The sequence below is a fragment of the Providencia sp. UF-224 genome (assembly GCF_058245955.1).
In genome coordinates this window covers 210,695-228,112 of sequence record NZ_JBSICC010000005.1, presented here as the reverse complement: position 1 = coordinate 228,112, position 17,418 = coordinate 210,695, and the positions used below count along the sequence as shown (strand labels likewise).

General features: G+C 42.8%; 16 protein-coding genes. 12 read left to right on the top strand and 4 right to left on the bottom strand.

The window, feature by feature from the left end:
- Positions 1-132: 132 nt before the first annotated feature.
- On the bottom strand, positions 133-921 hold the full coding sequence (gene modE, locus AC4IFO_RS07605) for a molybdenum-dependent transcriptional regulator (RefSeq protein ID WP_490733199.1): 789 nt from the start codon (positions 919-921) through the stop codon (positions 133-135).
- Positions 922-1,152: 231 nt separating this feature from the next.
- Between modE and AC4IFO_RS07600 the strand changes: the two genes are divergently transcribed.
- The 6 genes from AC4IFO_RS07600 (at position 1,153) to modC (ending at position 5,760) form a co-directional block, all read left to right on the top strand.
- A complete protein-coding gene (locus tag AC4IFO_RS07600; protein WP_004256731.1) occupies positions 1,153-1,305 on the top strand; it encodes an AcrZ family multidrug efflux pump-associated protein in 153 nt (50 codons plus the stop codon).
- Between the two features lie 283 nt (positions 1,306-1,588).
- On the top strand, positions 1,589-2,188 hold the full coding sequence (locus AC4IFO_RS07595) for a hypothetical protein (protein ID WP_490733197.1): 600 nt from the start codon (positions 1,589-1,591) through the stop codon (positions 2,186-2,188).
- Positions 2,185-2,955 (top strand): surface-adhesin E family protein, encoded by a 771-nt coding sequence (locus AC4IFO_RS07590; RefSeq protein ID WP_490733195.1) that lies wholly within the window; start codon positions 2,185-2,187, stop codon positions 2,953-2,955. Before AC4IFO_RS07595 ends, AC4IFO_RS07590 begins: the two co-directional genes overlap by 4 nt.
- Positions 2,956-3,199: 244 nt before the next feature.
- Complete coding sequence (modA, locus tag AC4IFO_RS07585) at positions 3,200-3,976, top strand: molybdate ABC transporter substrate-binding protein (RefSeq protein WP_490733193.1); 777 nt, start codon at positions 3,200-3,202, stop codon at positions 3,974-3,976.
- A 25-nt stretch (positions 3,977-4,001) separates the two neighbouring features.
- Entirely contained in the window at positions 4,002-4,691 is a 690-nt protein-coding gene (gene modB / locus AC4IFO_RS07580; protein WP_219244273.1) for a molybdate ABC transporter permease subunit, read from the top strand.
- Between the two features lies 1 nt (position 4,692).
- Entirely contained in the window at positions 4,693-5,760 is a 1,068-nt protein-coding gene (gene modC / locus AC4IFO_RS07575; RefSeq protein ID WP_490733191.1) for a molybdenum ABC transporter ATP-binding protein ModC, read from the top strand.
- A 278-nt stretch (positions 5,761-6,038) separates the two neighbouring features.
- On the opposite strand, the gene AC4IFO_RS07570 is transcribed toward modC, so the two are convergent.
- Positions 6,039-6,857: a pyridoxal phosphatase gene (locus tag AC4IFO_RS07570; protein WP_490733189.1), complete on the bottom strand. Its 819-nt coding sequence runs from the start codon at positions 6,855-6,857 to the stop codon at positions 6,039-6,041.
- 241 nt (positions 6,858-7,098) lie between these two features.
- On the opposite strand from AC4IFO_RS07570, the gene pgl reads away from it, so the two are divergent.
- Complete coding sequence (gene pgl / locus AC4IFO_RS07565) at positions 7,099-8,085, top strand: 6-phosphogluconolactonase (protein ID WP_490733187.1); 987 nt, start codon at positions 7,099-7,101, stop codon at positions 8,083-8,085.
- A gap of 263 nt (positions 8,086-8,348) precedes the next feature.
- Here pgl and bioA read toward each other — a convergent pair whose 3' ends face one another.
- Entirely contained in the window at positions 8,349-9,617 is a 1,269-nt protein-coding gene (bioA, locus tag AC4IFO_RS07560) for an adenosylmethionine--8-amino-7-oxononanoate transaminase (RefSeq protein WP_490733185.1), read from the bottom strand.
- A gap of 93 nt (positions 9,618-9,710) precedes the next feature.
- Between bioA and bioB the strand changes: the two genes are divergently transcribed.
- From bioB to uvrB, 5 genes are all read left to right on the top strand, one after another.
- Complete coding sequence (gene bioB, locus AC4IFO_RS07555; RefSeq protein WP_490733183.1) at positions 9,711-10,748, top strand: biotin synthase BioB; 1,038 nt, start codon at positions 9,711-9,713, stop codon at positions 10,746-10,748.
- Positions 10,748-11,905 carry an 8-amino-7-oxononanoate synthase gene (bioF, locus tag AC4IFO_RS07550; RefSeq protein WP_490733232.1) on the top strand — a complete coding sequence of 386 codons (1,158 nt, stop codon included), beginning with the start codon at positions 10,748-10,750 and terminating at the stop codon, positions 11,903-11,905. The genes bioB and bioF overlap by 1 nt, the downstream gene beginning before the upstream one ends.
- Positions 11,883-12,668, top strand: a complete 786-nt coding sequence (gene bioC / locus AC4IFO_RS07545; protein WP_490733181.1) for a malonyl-ACP O-methyltransferase BioC — start codon at positions 11,883-11,885, stop codon at positions 12,666-12,668. The genes bioF and bioC overlap by 23 nt, the downstream gene beginning before the upstream one ends.
- Positions 12,661-13,335, top strand: coding sequence for a dethiobiotin synthase (bioD, locus tag AC4IFO_RS07540; protein ID WP_490733179.1), 675 nt, complete (start codon positions 12,661-12,663; stop codon positions 13,333-13,335). Before bioC ends, bioD begins: the two co-directional genes overlap by 8 nt.
- A gap of 630 nt (positions 13,336-13,965) precedes the next feature.
- Positions 13,966-15,984, top strand: coding sequence for an excinuclease ABC subunit UvrB (uvrB, locus tag AC4IFO_RS07535; RefSeq protein WP_490733177.1), 2,019 nt, complete (start codon positions 13,966-13,968; stop codon positions 15,982-15,984).
- Between the two features lie 465 nt (positions 15,985-16,449).
- On the opposite strand, the gene AC4IFO_RS07530 is transcribed toward uvrB, so the two are convergent.
- A complete protein-coding gene (locus AC4IFO_RS07530) occupies positions 16,450-17,358 on the bottom strand; it encodes a gluconeogenesis factor YvcK family protein (RefSeq protein WP_490733175.1) in 909 nt (302 codons plus the stop codon).
- Positions 17,359-17,418 lie beyond the last annotated feature (60 nt).

Below are 17,418 nucleotides of genomic sequence, written 5' to 3'. Positions count from 1 at the left end.
CTTATCATGAATATTTACCTTGTCACCTAACAGGAATAATCAGGATTGGGGATAAAGTCAACAATTGAGCGAAGAGGGGCGAAAAAAAAGGTGAATGCTTACTTACTTTCTCAAGCAAGTAAGCCGATTTATTTAGCAAAGGGTAGCAACAATCACTTGGTCTGCATTGAAAAGTGCCGTAATCGTATCGTTAACTTGCAAAGATTGCGCATCAACATCACTATTTGGCAGGGTTGAGCAGAGCGTTTCGCCGCCTGTTAGTGTGACAATCACTTCGCTATTATCTTTACCACGTTCTAATGTGGTGATTTTGCCTTCAAGGCGGTTATCGAACTCAGTTTGGTTTGGTTTCTTGCTGAGCTTAACCCAAGGTGCTTTAATTAATGCGAGCACTTCTTTGCCTTCGACTAACCCTAAACGGTTAGCACTTTGCTCAGTCAATGCGGCATTGATCACCGTACTGTTATCCGCTAAACGGATTTGCACGTGTTGTTGGACATGCGTATGGTCACGAGCAATCAAGGTGCCGAAAAACTGGTTACGTGCACTGGTTTGCAGTGAAAAGCGTGAGATCGCTGCAAGTAGGCTATCAAGAGGCAAATTGTCTTCTTTGAGAACATCAAAGGCTTTTTGTTGAATTTGTGCTAATAAATCATATAACTGAAGCAGTCTTTCACCGTAATGGGTTAATGTGGTGCCGCCACCGCCTTTCCCCCCAGTTGCACGGTCAACCAGAATATCATCGGTGAGTTGGTTCATCTCATTGATAGCATCCCAAGCACTTTTATAACTGATACCAGCGAGTTTGGCACCTTGGCTGATAGAACCTGTCGCTTTAATTTGTTTGAGTAGCGCGATACGGCGTGGATCAGCAAATAAACTGCCTTGCAATTTAAGTGTGAGTAAAATTTCTGCCTGCATATTTTTCTCCCTTCCGGCTCGGTTGGTGGTGACAGAGTTAAAAAGCACGTTTAGTATGTCGTTAGTATAATATTTTGTCTAAAATAGTCTGCATTATAACGCTATTATGCGTTATTATTTTGATTTGATTTATAATCATTGTGTTTATAATAGATGTATTGAGAGTCGAATTTTCCCTCGTCAGCGTATCTTGTAGGCTGGTGGGTACAGTATCACTGAAGAGGCTTTTTTATGTTAGAACTCATTAAAAGTTTAGGTTTCGCTCTGATGATGGTCCCAGTAGTGATGTTTTTAATCATGGGCTTGATTTACGGCTTAGGCGCATTTTTTAACTTGTTGTCGAAAGCGCACGTACCTCATCATCATAACACTGAGAACAAGTAACGCTTAGCGAGTGCTGTTCGAATTGATCATAGACCCCTTGATTGTTAATGCAATCAGGGGGTTTTGCATTCTATCCCGTCCAAAATATGCACTAAGCCATCATTTTTAGATGAATGTTAATTAAATTATGCACTATATGACTATGAGTAATTTTATTATTAAATAAAAAACTTAATATCATCATGGTTTTTATTTACCTGTAATACCTATTGAAAAAACGGTTATTTAAAATATATTATGGTGTTAAAATTCTTATAGGCCAAACTATCAATATAGGTGCATTATGAAACGTACAGCAACAATACTTCTGTCATTATTTTTCACTAATATCTCTTTTGCTTCTACGCTCATTAATAATTTATTACAGTGTGATACTTCATTCTTTCAATCAGCAAAGAAAATGCGCCAATTTACACCCATAATTGAAGATTTCTATCAGCAAAAACTTACTGATAGCATAAATTATACGAAACCCGTTAATATGGTTGAAAATGGCGTTAAAATAGTTAACTTTACGGTGACATATACGGATTTCGATAAATACAAAGGTCTTATTCCTAATACACCAATGGGTAAATATTATTATTGGGGAGTTGAATCTTCCCAACCTATCGATGAGGTAGTAGCTATTTTATCTAAAGATATCCACTTGATTAAGTTAGATAAAGATAATTATGTGTATAACCCAATGTATCGAAAATCACCTTCTGAAGATTGGCTAGTAAATAGCTCTCCTGCGGGTAGCATTGCCCCAAGTGAACAAGAGGCTGAAAAATTATTAATTGTCGAAAATGACAGTGAAAATAACAAAGTAAAAATCTTTTGTACGTTACAAGGTAATTTAACAGAAAAAGATTTACGCCATGCAGGGTTAGTTAAATGAAAACAAAATTGGTCATACTCTTATTAAATGGGTTTGTTTTAATAGGGTGTCAAAAAAATACGCTGAATGAAAAAGCAAAAGATAATCACGAAGAAGCAATTCCTGAAAATTATACAAAAGCCTTTGAGACTTCTGTCGGCGTAAATTATTTTGTGAGGGAGGAATCTTTATTTTATCGAAATAACCCAGACCTCGTTCAAATAGATTTAGTCACATCTCTGAGTAAAGAAGATGAACTAAATGGCGTTAAAATTAACTCCATGAAGACTAAACATATTTTTGATTGTCGCCAGAAATATAAATACACAGAAAAACCAGAGGGGTTTTTTACCAATCGCTATGCAACAGGCAAGCCTACTGTGCCTTATCCGGCAAGTAGTAGTGTATGGAAAATAGCTGAAGAAAATTCATTAGATGGTATGTTCTGGACAAATTTATGTGACATCAAAGATCAAATAAATCTGATTGCGGATGCTTTCGTCACGACCACCAATGACAAAGCACCGTATGTGTTGGATGAAAATACGATAATTAAAAGTGCTATTAATGAAGCGGGTGCGGTAAAAATTAACTACCAAATAGTTAACCAAGATAAAGCGTCGTTTATGAAGCGTTACCCTGATATCCAAGCGAAGAAAAAACAGGACTTCTGCTTAACAAATGCCTCGTTTAAAGGTTTATTGAAGCCTCGAATGGCAATCCATGAATATTTTATTGAAAGCCAATCGATAGCCAAATTTGAAATCAGCACACAAGATTGTCATTAAGTAAATATGTCATAAGTTCATTATCATGCATGTAACCTTGAAAACTAAAGTTACATGCATGATTGTCGATATTGGATTTAATTGAGCTTACTGTTTTGAGTCGTTTCTTATTTATAAATTTATTTTCCAGTTAGCAAAATTGCATCATTTCTTGAGCCAGCACACTTTTATACGTAGTTTAACTTTAAGTTATCGCTGTGTCCTGATATATATAGCGTGTTAACTCATACTATGGTGGATTAAAATGAAAAAAGGTTTGGTATCTCTTCTTGCTGGTGCAACATTAACGTTAACCATGGCAAGCAACAGCTTTGCCGCTGATAAAATTACCGTTTTCGCTGCTGCCTCTTTAACTAACGCGCTGAATGAAATTTCAGAGCAATACAAAAAAGAGTCCAATGTAGAAGTGGTGGCATCTTATGCTTCGTCTTCAACATTAGCCCGTCAAATTGAACAGGGCGCACCTGCTAATCTGTTTATTTCTGCTGACCAACAGTGGATGGATTACGCTATCGATAAAAAATTAATGGTCGAAAATACACGCTACACCTTATTAGGTAATGAGCTAGTATTGATCGCACCAAAAGATTCAAAAATCGATAAAGTCGAAATTAATAAACAAACAGATTGGAAAAAACTGTTAGATGGTGGCCGTTTAGCCGTGGGTGACCCTGATCACGTGCCAGTCGGTATCTATGCTAAAGAAGCATTAGGTAACTTAGGTGCATGGGAAACCGTAGATCCATTATTAGCGCGTACCAATAACGTGCGTAGTGGTATGGCACTGGTTGAACGCCAAGAAGCCCCTTTAGGCATTGTTTATGGCTCTGATGCGGTTGCAAGCCAAAAAGTAAAAGTTGTGGGTATTTTCCCAGCAGATTCACATAAACCTGTTGAATACCCAATGGCTATCGTTAAAGATCAAGACAATAAAGCAACTCGTGACTACTACGAATACCTGAAAACCCCAGCGGCTTCTGAAGTGTTCAAACGTTACGGTTTTGAGCCACGTACTAAATAAAAATTAAGAGAGTGTTTCGTTGCAGATGTTAAGTCCTTATGAATGGGAAGCAATCTACCTGAGTCTTAAAGTATCCAGTGTCGCTGTGATCCTCAGCTTACCACTTGGTATTTTAACGGCTTGGATACTGGTTCGCTGTAATTTCCCAGGTAAAACACTGCTCGATAGTATTATCCATCTACCATTGGTGCTGCCACCAGTGGTAGTGGGGTATTTATTATTGATCAGCATGGGAAAACGCGGTTTTATTGGTGAATGGCTGTATAACTGGTTTGGTTTTAGCTTCACATTTAGTTGGCGAGGTGCCGCACTTGCATCTGCGGTGGTGGCTTTTCCCTTAATGGTGCGAGCGATCCGTTTAGCACTGGAAGCGGTTGACCGAAAACTAGAACAAGCCGCAAGGACGTTAGGGGCTACGCCGCTGCGCGTCTTCTTCACTATCACTATTCCACTTTCTTTACCGGGTATTATCGTGGGTACTGTGCTGGCTTTCGCTCGTTCTCTGGGTGAATTTGGTGCCACGATTACCTTCGTGTCCAATATACCGGGTGAAACCCAAACTATTCCCCTTGCCATGTATACACTGATTGAAACACCCGGCGCGGAAGTTGATGCTGCCCGCTTGTGTATCATTGCCATCGTTTTAGCCTTGATTTCATTATTAATTTCAGAATGGCTAACCCGTTGGGGTAAAAAACGTTTGGGGGTAGCGTAATATGTTAGAACTCGACTTTTTCCAAAAGTTAGGGGATTTACAGTTGGAAGTGAATACCCAGCTACCCACTGAAAGTATTACTGCCGTTTTTGGGTTATCGGGGGCAGGAAAAACCTCCTTAATTAACGTGATTGGTGGGCTAACGAAGCCTAACAAAGGGCGCATTGTGTTAAATGGCCGTACGTTAGTCGATATCGAAAAGAAAATCTGTTTGCCACCTGAAAAGCGCCATATTGGTTATGTATTCCAAGATGCTCGGCTCTTCCCGCATTATCGTGTCAAAAATAATTTACGTTATGGCATGGCACCCGAAATGAAATCGCGTTTTGACGATATTGTTGAATTATTGGGTATTGAACAACTGCTTAATCGCTACCCAATCACCTTATCGGGTGGGGAAAAACAGCGTGTTGCTATTGGCCGTGCATTGTTAACTGCGCCTGAAATTTTATTGATGGATGAACCGCTGGCTTCTTTAGATTTGCCGCGCAAACGTGAGTTATTGCCTTATTTAGAAAAGCTGTCTCAAGACGTTAAAATTCCCATTTTGTATGTAAGCCATAGTTTAGATGAAATCTTGCGCTTGGCGGATAAAGTGATTGTGATGGCAGACGGGAAGGTCAAAGCGTTTGGCCCACTTGAAGAAGTGTGGGCGAGCAGTGCGCTACGCCCTTGGCTACAAAAAGAAACGTTAAGCAGCGTTGTCAGTGCCACAGTACACAGCCAGCACCCAGATTATGACATGACTGCGGTGGTTGTTGGTGGTCAAAAATTATGGATCCCGCGAGTTGATAGCCAGCAAGGTGCAGAATTACGTATCCGTGTCGATGCATCGGATGTTTCGTTGGTGCTAGAAAAACCGCAAGTCAGCAGTATTCGCAATATTCTCTCCGCAGAAGTGGTTGAATGGATTGAAGATGGCGAGCAAATAGATGTGAAGCTGGATTTAGGCGATGAGCACTATTTGTGGGCGCGTATTACGCGTTGGGCACGAGATGAGCTGTCGATTCGTAAAGGTCGCAAGGTGTATGCGCAGGTTAAGGCGGTGTCGTTGTCTCGCCATTTATAATTTTACTCGTCGTCCTTGGCGCCGTGGCGTTGTTGGCTTCAATCAGCCAATCAAGTCACATACTTATGTATGCTCCTCAATCCTCGTCATATTTCGTACTACAGCGTTGTTGGCTTCATTCAGCTACCCAAGTCACATACTTTTGTATGCTCCTTGGGATAGCTTCATTTGCCGCCTAGCTGTAGTGCGAACTATTTAGAGGATTGACGTAAAAGTTTTAATAGAAAACAGAAAAAGGAAAGCGGGGCTTTCCTTTGGATTGATAAGTAAAAATGGGGTTACAGAACGTATTTGCGGATCACTTCAGCGATACCGGGTTCGGTATTTTCGCGGGTGACCAGTTTGGCTTGCTGTTTGATTTCATCGACGGCATTGCCCATTGCGACGCCAAGACCTGCGGTGGTGAGCATGCTTAAGTCATTGAAGTTATCTCCAAAAGCGACAACGTTCTCCATTGTCATACCTTGGGATTCAACCCACTCTTTTAAACGTTGGCCTTTACTATTACCTTTGCGGCCAACATCCACCTGATCCATCCAAGACCATTCACAATCTAAGCCAAAATCATTTTCGATTTCGTTGACGACTTGGTGCAGCTGTTCTTTATCTTGTGAGCTAACCGCAAATTTCCATATTGAATCGTAGTTGTGCATCACATCCGCGTAGTCTTCAACAAATTCAATGGTTGGTCGTTGTGCAGCGGGTAATGAATCGGCCCAGTTCAATGTGCGTTTAATGCCTTCTGTTTTTGCGTTATATAACATCGCATTATCCACATACATTAAATGTTGGATATCGGTTCCGCGCAGTTTATCAATCATTTGTGTGACGGAATCGAGGGTCATTGGGTTTGATTTAAGCACTTTTTTCCCAAGATAGTCATATAGGTATGTGCCGTTACAGCAAATAGCCGGAGTATCCAGATCAAGGGCTTGGTAAAAGGGGTGAATAGCGACATGGTGACGACCGGTCACGATGATCACTTTAACGCCTTGACGACGGGCTTCTTGTAGGACAGCTAACGATTCAGGCAGGATCTTCTTTTGATGATCAAGCAGTGTTCCATCGAGATCGAGCGCAATAACGCGGTATGACATAAACGGCTCCACGTGATTTTAGAAGTGACCTATAGGCGAGCTATAGGAATGAGGTCATTTTATCATCATAGCTGATAATAGTAACGAACTGAACCGTTTTAGTTTAACGTTTTTGGTTTAAGCTAATAGCGACATTGGCGTTAATTACTCACAGTAATTTAAAAAATATAAGGTATAGTGGCCTAATACATTTAGGTTATCGATGCGGCTGAGCATTTTTATCATGAATTAAGGAGTCAGGATGAATCAGGTTGTTTATATTGCAAGTCCCGAAAGTCAGCAAATTCACGTGTGGTCAATGAATGAAGTGGGGGAGTTGACGCTTCTGCAAACTGTGAACACACCGGGGCAGGTACAGCCAATGGTGTTAAGCCATGATAAAAAGCACCTGTATATTGGAGTACGCCCGAATTTCCGTGTCGTCACCTATGCGATTGAAGAAAAAGGCACACTACGTTTAAAAGCACAAACGTCGGTACCCGGTACACCAGTTCACTTATCCCTTGATAATACGGGTAAATACTTGTTTGTTCCTTCTTATCATCAACACAATTTATCTGTGTTGTCGATCAACCAAGATGGCGTGCCTAGCCAAGTGATCCAAGTACTTGAAGGCCTGCGTAACCCGCATTCTTCTCATGTGGATGTCGACAATCAACAGCTTTGGGTTCCTTGTTTAGGGGAAGATCATATCCGCTTGTTTGATCTGAATGAAAATGGCTATTTAACAGAAGCGACGGCAGACCAAATCACGACAGCGCCAAATTCAGGCCCACGTCATTTGGCATTCCACCCAACGCAGAAAGTGATTTACTGCGTAAATGAGCTGGATTCAACTATTGGTGTTTACCGTAAATTCACCCGTTACCGCACCATGCAAACGCTGGCAAACTACCCAGCAGGCAATGAAAGCCAACGCTGGGCAGCCGATATCCATGTGACGCCAAATGGTCGCCATTTATATGTCAGCGAGCGTTCAGAAAGCTACATCAGCCACTATATAATTTCTGATGATGGTTGTGAGCTCACGTTAGAGGCGCGTTACCCAACCGAGGTACACCCTAGGGGCTTTAATATCGATGCAACAGGGCGCTTTTTAATCTCCAGCGGGCAAAAGTCTGACCATATTTCGGTCTCAGAGATTGACCCGATCACAGGAAAATTGACGCAAATAGACAGGTATAAAGTAGGTAAAGGCCCTATGTGGGTACTGTCTTTCATCCTTTGAGCCGTAGCTGCGTTAGCTACGCTTACTAACCCTAGTCACATACTTATGTATGCTCCTAGGGCTTAGTTTCACTTGCCGCCTTGCTACAACTCAAATGATTTTAGATATTAATGCCCTATTATAATTTCGAGTTGTAGCAGTGTTAGCTTCACTGGATACCCTCGATTGCTGCCTTGCTATAACTCAAATTATTTAGGAGATTATTTGTTTAAAAATCTGTTTAAAAATCTGTTTAAAACAAATAATTAATGGTATCGCGCTGATTACCCTAATACTTTTGTCATAGTCGCGGTGACCTTCGTGAGCTGCTCAGGGGTAATGATATAGGGCGGCATAATATAAATTAACTTGCCAAATGGGCGTACCCACACGCCATTTTCCACAAATACCTTTTGCAAAGCAGCGGTATTTACCGGTTGCTTCATTTCAATCACGCCAATGGCGCCAAGAACACGCACATCTGCAACAGCAGAGTGAGAAGCTAAGGGCAGCAGTTCGGTTTTTAATTGCTGTTCAATATCAGCAATTGTGTGTTGCCAAGGGCTATTGAGCAACAGGGTTAGGCTTGCACCGGCGACAGCGCAGGCAAGGGGGTTACCCATAAAGGTCGGCCCGTGCATAAAACAACCCGCTTCACCGTTGCTAATCGTGTCTGCAACGTGGCGCGTTGTGAGTGTCGCTGAAAGTGTCATATAACCGCCAGTTAATGCTTTGCCTAAGCACATAATATCCGGTGATATATTGGCATGATGGCAGGCAAACAGTTTCCCTGTGCGGCCAAAACCGGTAGCGATTTCATCGGCAATCAGCAAGATCCCATATTCATCACATAACTGGCGCACACCTTTCAAATACTCAGGGTGATATATCCGCATACCGCCAGCCCCTTGCACGATCGGCTCTAAGATGATCGCCGCGACTTCACTGTGTTTTTTTGCTAATTCATCGATTAACGGTACAAGATCATTTGGATCCCATTCATCATAAAAACCGCATTGTGGTGCATCCACAAAGAGATGCGGTGGTAAATAACCTTTGTACAGGCCGTGCATGGAGTTATCTGGGTCGCAAACGGCCATTGCACCAAAGGTATCCCCATGATATCCATGGCGTAATGTTAAAATTCGTTGACGTTTTTCACCTCTTGCTTGCCAGTATTGCAACGCCATTTTTAGTGCAACTTCGACGGCAACGGAGCCTGAATCCGCCAAAAACACACACTCCAAAGGCTCAGGTGTAATGGCGACTAACTGCCTGCATAAATTCACAGCTGGTGGGTGAGTTATTCCGCCAAACATCACGTGAGACATCTGACTTAGCTGATTTGTAACGGCTTGGTTGAGCACGGGATGATTATAGCCATGAATAGCTGACCACCACGAAGCCATCCCATCAATCAATTTTTTTCCATCTGCCATTTCGAGCTCAACCCCGTGCGCAGCAACAATAGGGTAGGCTGGAATAGGGCGGCTCATTGAGGTGTAAGGGTGCCAAATGTGTTGGCTATCAAAAGCGATATCGTGACTATTCATGATTATCCATCGTAAACTTTTTTAGATCATTTTGGTTGACATGATAACCACAATATTTAAACTGGCAACAACTTTTTCAACGGGAGCGTCTCCATGAGTACATTAAAACAGTGGACAATAAAACAAGCTAATGAACTGTTTTCAATGCCTTTTTTTGAGTTGTTATTTCAGGCTCAGCAAACACATCGCCAACACTTTGACCCACAGCAAGTGCAAGTTAGCACCTTGTTGTCTATCAAAACAGGCGCGTGCCCTGAAGATTGCAAATACTGCGCGCAGAGTGCTCGCTATAAAACAGGTTTGGAAACTGAACGTTTGATGGAAGTGCAGCAAGTACTTGAATCTGCGAAAAAAGCCAAGCAAGCTGGGTCAACACGTTTTTGCATGGGGGCAGCATGGCGCAACCCAAAAGAGCGTGATATGCCTTACCTAGAAATGATGGTGAAAGAGGTGAAATCCCTAGGGATGGAGACCTGCATGACCTTAGGCATGATTGATGATGCTCAAGCCCAGCGCCTTGCTGAAGCGGGTTTAGACTATTACAACCACAACCTTGATACATCCCCTGAATATTACGGCAATATTATCACCACAAGAACATATCAAGACCGTTTGGATACCTTGGGCAATGTTCGCAATGCAGGGATTAAAGTCTGTTCAGGCGGTATTTTGGGTTTAGGCGAAAAAGTCAGCGACCGTGCCGCATTGCTGGTGCAATTAGCCAATTTACCCAAACCACCAGAAAGTGTTCCAATCAACATGCTCATGAAAGTTGAAGGCACGCCAATGGCAGACAATGAAGATGTTGATGCCTTTGATTTTATTCGCACTATTGCGGTTGCCCGTATCATGATGCCGACCTCATATGTCCGTTTATCTGCGGGTCGCGAATATATGAATGAGCAAACGCAAGCACTCTGTTTTATGGCAGGTGCAAACTCAGTTTTCTATGGCTGTAAGTTACTAACCACACCAAACCCAGATGAAAACAAAGACTTAGCTCTGTTTAGAAAGCTGGATATTAACCCTGAGCGAATTGATACGACTGAAGGGGATAACCTGCAAGCTGCTAAATTGGCTGAAACATTGCTAACCGCGGATAACGCCAAATTCTATAACGCAGCGGTATGATGAGCTGGCAAACATTTCTACAAGAGCAGGAAGAGCAGCGCAAACGCGCATCGATTTGGCGTCAGCGGCAATGCATTGATGGCGCTAATGGCCGAGAACTGCACCAGCATGGAAAGAAATACCTTAATTTCTCCTCTAATGATTATTTAGGGTTATCTCATCACCCGAACATTATTGCTGCATGGCAACGCGGTGCGGATATTTATGGGGTCGGTAGTGGGGGCTCTGGGCATATCACGGGGTATACCCAAGCCCATGCCGAACTAGAAACGGAGCTGGCGCAGTGGTTGGGGTACTCGAAAGCGCTGTTGTTTATTTCGGGCTTTGCAGCAAACCATGCGGTAATTACGGCGTTAATGATGCCAAATGACCGCATACTGGCCGATAAACTCAGCCATGCGTCGATCATAGAAGCCTCGATACATTCAGCGGCTCAATTAAGACGGTTTCATCATAACAATACATCTTCACTTGAAAATTTAATTCATAAGCCAGCAGCAGGGAAAACCCTCGTGATAAGCGAGGGGGTTTTTAGTATGGATGGGGATAGTGCTCCCCTTGATACCTTGCATAATATTGCGAAAAAACACTGTGCATGGTTAATGGTTGATGATGCACATGGTATTGGTGTTTGGGGGGAGCAAGGACGAGGAAGTTGCTCTGCTTATGGTATCAAACCTGAAATTTTAGTCGTCACATTCGGTAAAGCGTTTGGCTCAAGCGGAGCAGCCGTGCTTTGTGATGAGCAAACCGCCGATTATTTGCTTCAGTCTGCGCGCCATTTGATTTACAGCACGTCTATGCCACCCGCGCAGGCAGTTGCATTATTAGAAGCCGTTAAACAGATTAAATTGGCAGATAAACCGCGTGAAACTCTTAATCATCATATTGAATACTTAAGAGAAAATACCAATTTTAAGCAGATGAAATTAGCGGATTCAAAGACAGCTATCCAGCCTTTAATTATTGGTGATAATGAAGCATGCCAACATGCAGCCGTATTTTTACGCCAGAAAGGTATTTGGGTACAAGGGATCCGCCCGCCAACGGTTCCGCCAGGAAGTGCACGGTTGCGGATCACGTTGAGTGCAGCACATCAACAAGACGATCTAGATAAATTGTTGGAGGCGTTATATGACTTCGATAATTTGTCATGATAAGCAAAAAATTGCGGCGGCATTTGGTCGAGCAGCGGCAAGTTACGATGCAATTGCGAATTATCAGCAAGGGACAGGAAATCAACTGCTCAATAAATTGAAATCGACCCTTGTTGCAAAGCAAATCAACAAGCCCTTACGGGTATTAGATGCTGGATGTGGGACGGGTTTTTTTAGCCAAAAACTGAAGAATCAAGGCTATATTGTTACTGCGTTAGACTTATCTTCAGGCATGTTAGATGTCGCCAAAAGCAAAGATGCAGCAGATGAATATGTGTGTGCGGATATGGAGTCGATCCCTGTTAGTTCAGCACAGTTTGATGTGGTGTTTTCCAATTTATCCATACAATGGTGTGAAAGCTTGCATGGTGCATTGAGCGAATTGTACCGCGTGACAAAACGTGGTGGTGTGATTGTTTTTACAACGCTTGCAGAGAATTCGCTGAGTGAATTATCACAAGCTTGGCAGTCACTAGATGGATATTCTCATGTGAATACCTTTTTAAGCTCACAAGACATTACTGCGAGTTGCCAAACATGGCGTCATGATGTGTCTTTTCAGCAAGATACGTTGCTTTTCCCTGATTTAATCAGCTTATTGAATTCGCTAAAAGGGATCGGTGCAACCCATTTAACGGCAGGGCGCCAAGCTGGGCTCATGACGCGTAAGCGCCTTCAACAATTAGCTTTAGCTTACCCGATGGCTCACCAAGGGTTACCGTTAACTTATCAAACCGTATTTGGAGTCATCTATTGTGACTAAAACGTATTTTGTAACAGGAACGGACACTGAAGTCGGTAAAACCGTGGCGAGTTGCGCTTTATTACAAGCCGCTAATGCGCAAGGGTTTAATGCAATAGGTTATAAGCCTGTCGCTTCTGGCAGCGAACAGACTTCAGAAGGGCTGCGTAATAACGATGCTTTATTATTGCAAGCCAATAGCCGCGTGAAATTACCTTATTCAATGATAAACCCCATCGTATTTGAAGCACCGACTTCACCGCATATTATAAGTGAAAAAATGGGATTACCTATTGATTTCTCTGTCATTAATCAAGGGGTATTAGATATTCAGAGACAAGGTGATTGGGTGCTAGTTGAAGGTGCTGGTGGCTGGTATACCCCATTATCCACTGAAAAAACCTATGCAGATTGGGTCATTGAACAGCAACTTCCGGTTATTTTAGTGGTGGGTGTGAAGCTGGGTTGTATTAATCATGCACTATTAACACTAGAGGCGATTCATGCAGCTGGGTTATTGGTTGCCGGCTGGATTGCTAATGAAGTGGAACCTGCTGGGGCTTATCAAGCTGAATACCTTGCCACACTCAAACGCATGATTAAGCCGCCTTGCTTGGGGATCCTTCCTTATCAACCTGAACTTAATGAATCTACATTAGGGCAATATTTGGATCTTTCATTATTGTGAAATAAATAAAGGGCTTAGCATTATCGTTAAAGCCCTTTTTTCCTTCGTAAAAAAAGATCAATTGTTAAATGTTCGGTTGATCTTGTGTAACGTTCTTAACCTATTTTTTGTCAAGTTTTACCGTAGAAATAGTCTGACGATCGAACTAAAACAGATAAAATCCCTTTTTATTAGCGGATACTACGTAAAAATTTTTTCATATAACTGCCATCATTTTGTCATTTAGTCCACGTTTATCAAATTTTACCAATGTCGAGAAAGCATGAGCCCTAAGGGCTTCAAGAGTTATCCACCATTTCTGTGGATAACCTTGTGCATTAACGTTATAAAACGACTTCTATGCTAGGCGACGAGCGGCTTTGCCTTTATTTGATGTGATTCTGGACTTAAAAATAATTTCATTTAAATACAAATGGTTAAATAAAATCAAGACTTCAATTTGCATTTGCGATAGGGCGATAAAAACCAATAGCATAAAATATAAAGTTTTCCAAAGGTCAAGCATTATTTTGGGGATAACATTTTTATAAACTCATTGGAACGTCGGATAGACAAAATATTAAATTCAGGACTTGAAGCTGTTTTTTTATCCAGTATTATAGCAAAAGAGATAAGTGATGAGGCGGTAATATGAGTAAGGATTTTAAGCTGTATTCTGAGTTTCAGCCTGCAGGGGACCAACCTGAAGCAATTCGTAAATTACGCGAAGGGCTGCAAGACGGCTTAGCACATCAAACCTTATTAGGTGTTACAGGGTCAGGGAAAACATTTACGATAGCCAACGTTATTGCAAAAGAAAATCGCCCAACCATGTTGATGGCACATAATAAGACCTTGGCGGCGCAGCTCTACAGCGAAATGAAAGCGTTTTTCCCTGATAACGCAGTGGAGTATTTCGTTTCTTATTATGATTATTACCAGCCTGAAGCTTATGTACCTAGCTCTGATACATTTATCGAGAAAGATGCTTCTGTAAACGAACACATTGAGCAGATGCGCTTATCGGCGACTAAGGCCTTACTTGAACGTCGTGATGTGATTGTAGTGGCTTCAGTCTCAGCCATATACGGGTTGGGCGACCCAGATAGCTACTTAAAAATGATGCTGCACCTAACGGATGGCATGATCATTGACCAACGCTCTATTTTGAGGCGTTTAGCTGATCTGCAATACAGTCGTAACGACCAAGCTTTTACTCGCGGTACTTTCCGCGTTCGGGGGGAAGTGATAGACATTTTCCCTGCAGAATCTGATGAATACGCGCTGCGTGTCGAACTATTTGATGATGAAGTCGAGCGCCTATCTCTTTTTGACCCTCTGACGGGGCAAATCCAACACCGTGTGCCTCGCTTTACGGTTTACCCAAAAACGCACTATGTCACCCCAAGAGAGCGTATTTTGGAAGCGATGGAGCATATCAAAGAAGAGCTGGTGGATAGACGAAAAGTGTTGTTGGAAAACCATAAACTGGTTGAAGAGCAGCGCATTACCCAGCGCACTCAGTTCGATTTAGAAATGATGAATGAACTGGGCTATTGCTCAGGGATTGAAAACTATTCACGTTATTTATCCGGCCGTGCACCGGGCGAGCCACCTCCGACACTGTTTGATTATTTACCGGCGGATGGCCTACTGGTAGTGGATGAATCTCACGTGACGATCCCACAAATTGGGGCGATGTACAAAGGTGACCGTTCCCGTAAAGAAACCTTAGTCGAATACGGTTTCCGTTTGCCTTCGGCATTGGACAACCGGCCAATGCGTTTTGAAGAATTCGAAGCTCTAGCACCGCAATCTATCTATGTCTCTGCAACACCGGGCAAATATGAGCTGGAAAAATCGGGCAATGAAGTCATTGAGCAAGTGGTTAGGCCAACAGGCTTACTTGACCCAATCATTGAAGTTCGTCCTGTCACCACGCAAGTGGATGATCTACTGTCTGAAATTCGTATTCGTGTACAGAAAAATGAGCGAGTGTTGGTCACCACATTGACCAAACGGATGGCGGAAGATTTAACGGAATATCTGGAAGAGCATGGGGAGCGTGTTCGCTACCTTCACTCAGATATTGATACGGTTGAACGGGTGGAAATCATCCGTGATTTACGGCTCGGTGAATTTGATGTGCTGGTTGGGATCAACTTATTGAGGGAAGGTCTCGACATGCCAGAAGTTTCGTTAGTGGCTATTTTAGACGCTGACAAAGAAGGCTTCCTGCGTTCAGAACGCTCTTTAATTCAGACAATAGGCCGTGCAGCGCGTAACTTAAACGGTAAAGCGATCCTCTACGGCGACCGAATCACCAATTCGATGGAAAAAGCGATAGCAGAAACCGAACGCCGTCGTGCAAAACAAATGGCGTTCAATGAAGAACATGGCATCGTGCCGCAAGGGCTGAACAAGAAAATTGGTGATATTCTGCAAATTGGCCATAAAGTGGGTGGAAAAGGCAAAGGTCGCTCAAAAGACAACGCCAAAAATGAGATATCAATTGATATCCAAGGCATGTCAACGAAAGAGTTGGAGCAACGTATTTCACAACTTGAAGCGCAAATGTATAAGCACGCACAAGACTTGGAGTTTGAAGCGGCAGCGCGTGTGCGTGATGAGTTGCAAGAGATTCGGTCTCTGTTTATCGCTAATTCCTAATCTTCTTCATATTTCGCGTTGTGGGGGTGTTGGCTACGCTCAATCACTCGGGTCACATACTTATGTATGCTCCCCGAGATGCTTTCGCTTGCCGCCTACCCACAACACGAACTATTTTGAAGATGATTTTTCATTGTATTTCATTATGTTGGGAAGCAGGGCAATCACTCGGGTCACATACTTATGTATGCTCTCCGAGGTGCTTTCGCTTGCCGCCTACCCACAACGCGAATTATTTTGAAGATGATTTTTCATTGTATTTCATTATGTTGGGGAGATCAGGGGCCATCACTCGGATCACATACTTATGTATGCTCTCCGAGATGCTTTCGCTTGCCGCCTAGCCACAACGCTAGCTATTTAGAGGATTTGCGTGAAAATAATTAGAAAATCAATAGGATTGATATAAAAATTGTCTTTAAAATAGAGAAATATTCCACCTCTGGGAGCCAAAGGTGGAATAAATTACAATAGCGGGATGGTTTCTTCGATGGCTTGTAGGAGCAGCTTTCTATCGTGGCGGTAAGGGATATCGTCCGCTTCGAGGACACGCTGGATAATCTTACGGTCACTGCTGATATCACTGATTTTTGTGCGTGGGCCAAGGATCAACGCATCAATTTTTTTGCAGCCAATATAGTTTTCCATCATCTGCAATTTTTCGGGCAAAGTTAAATTTGCGGCGGAGGAGCCTACTTCCTTTCCTAAGTTGCCAATATAAATCATCGGTGCTTTACATTCGCGCAGGGCTGTTGCAACTTCTTCAAGTAACAGCAGTGGCATTAAACTGGTGAAGAAACTGCCGGGGCCAATAAGAATCAAATCAGCTTGGTGAATAGAATCTAACGCTTCTCGTGTGGCTTTCACGGAAGGGTATAAGCGTAACTCTTTCGGGATTTCGCGTAGAGCGTCTACATTGACCTCGCCATAAACTTCATTACCCATCTCATCAATTGCCATCAAATCAACGGGGGATTCTGACATTGGAATGAGTTGTGCATCCACTTTGAGCATATTACGAATTAAATTAATCGCCTCGAGCGGTCTAACACTCAGGTGATCTAATGACTTTAACATTAGGTTACCCAAATTATGGCCAGACAGCTCGCCATTGCCACCGAAACGGTATTCAAACATCGCCGAAGCAATCGACGGTTCAGTAATTAACTGATTCAAGCAGTTCCGCATATCGCCCCAAGCAATCCCGCCTTCAGAACGACGAATTCGACCTGTAGACCCCCCATTATCCGTGGTGGTTACAATTCCAGTTAGGCGAGGCCCTAAAGAGGAAAGGGAAGACATTACGCGGCCCAGCCCATGCCCGCCACCAAGGGCAACAACATGTTTCAGGCTCGCCAGACTACTATTTGGCATAGTGTTCCTATATCAATCAGTCAATATTCGGCAAATAAACAGCCACTACTTGGGGCTTTT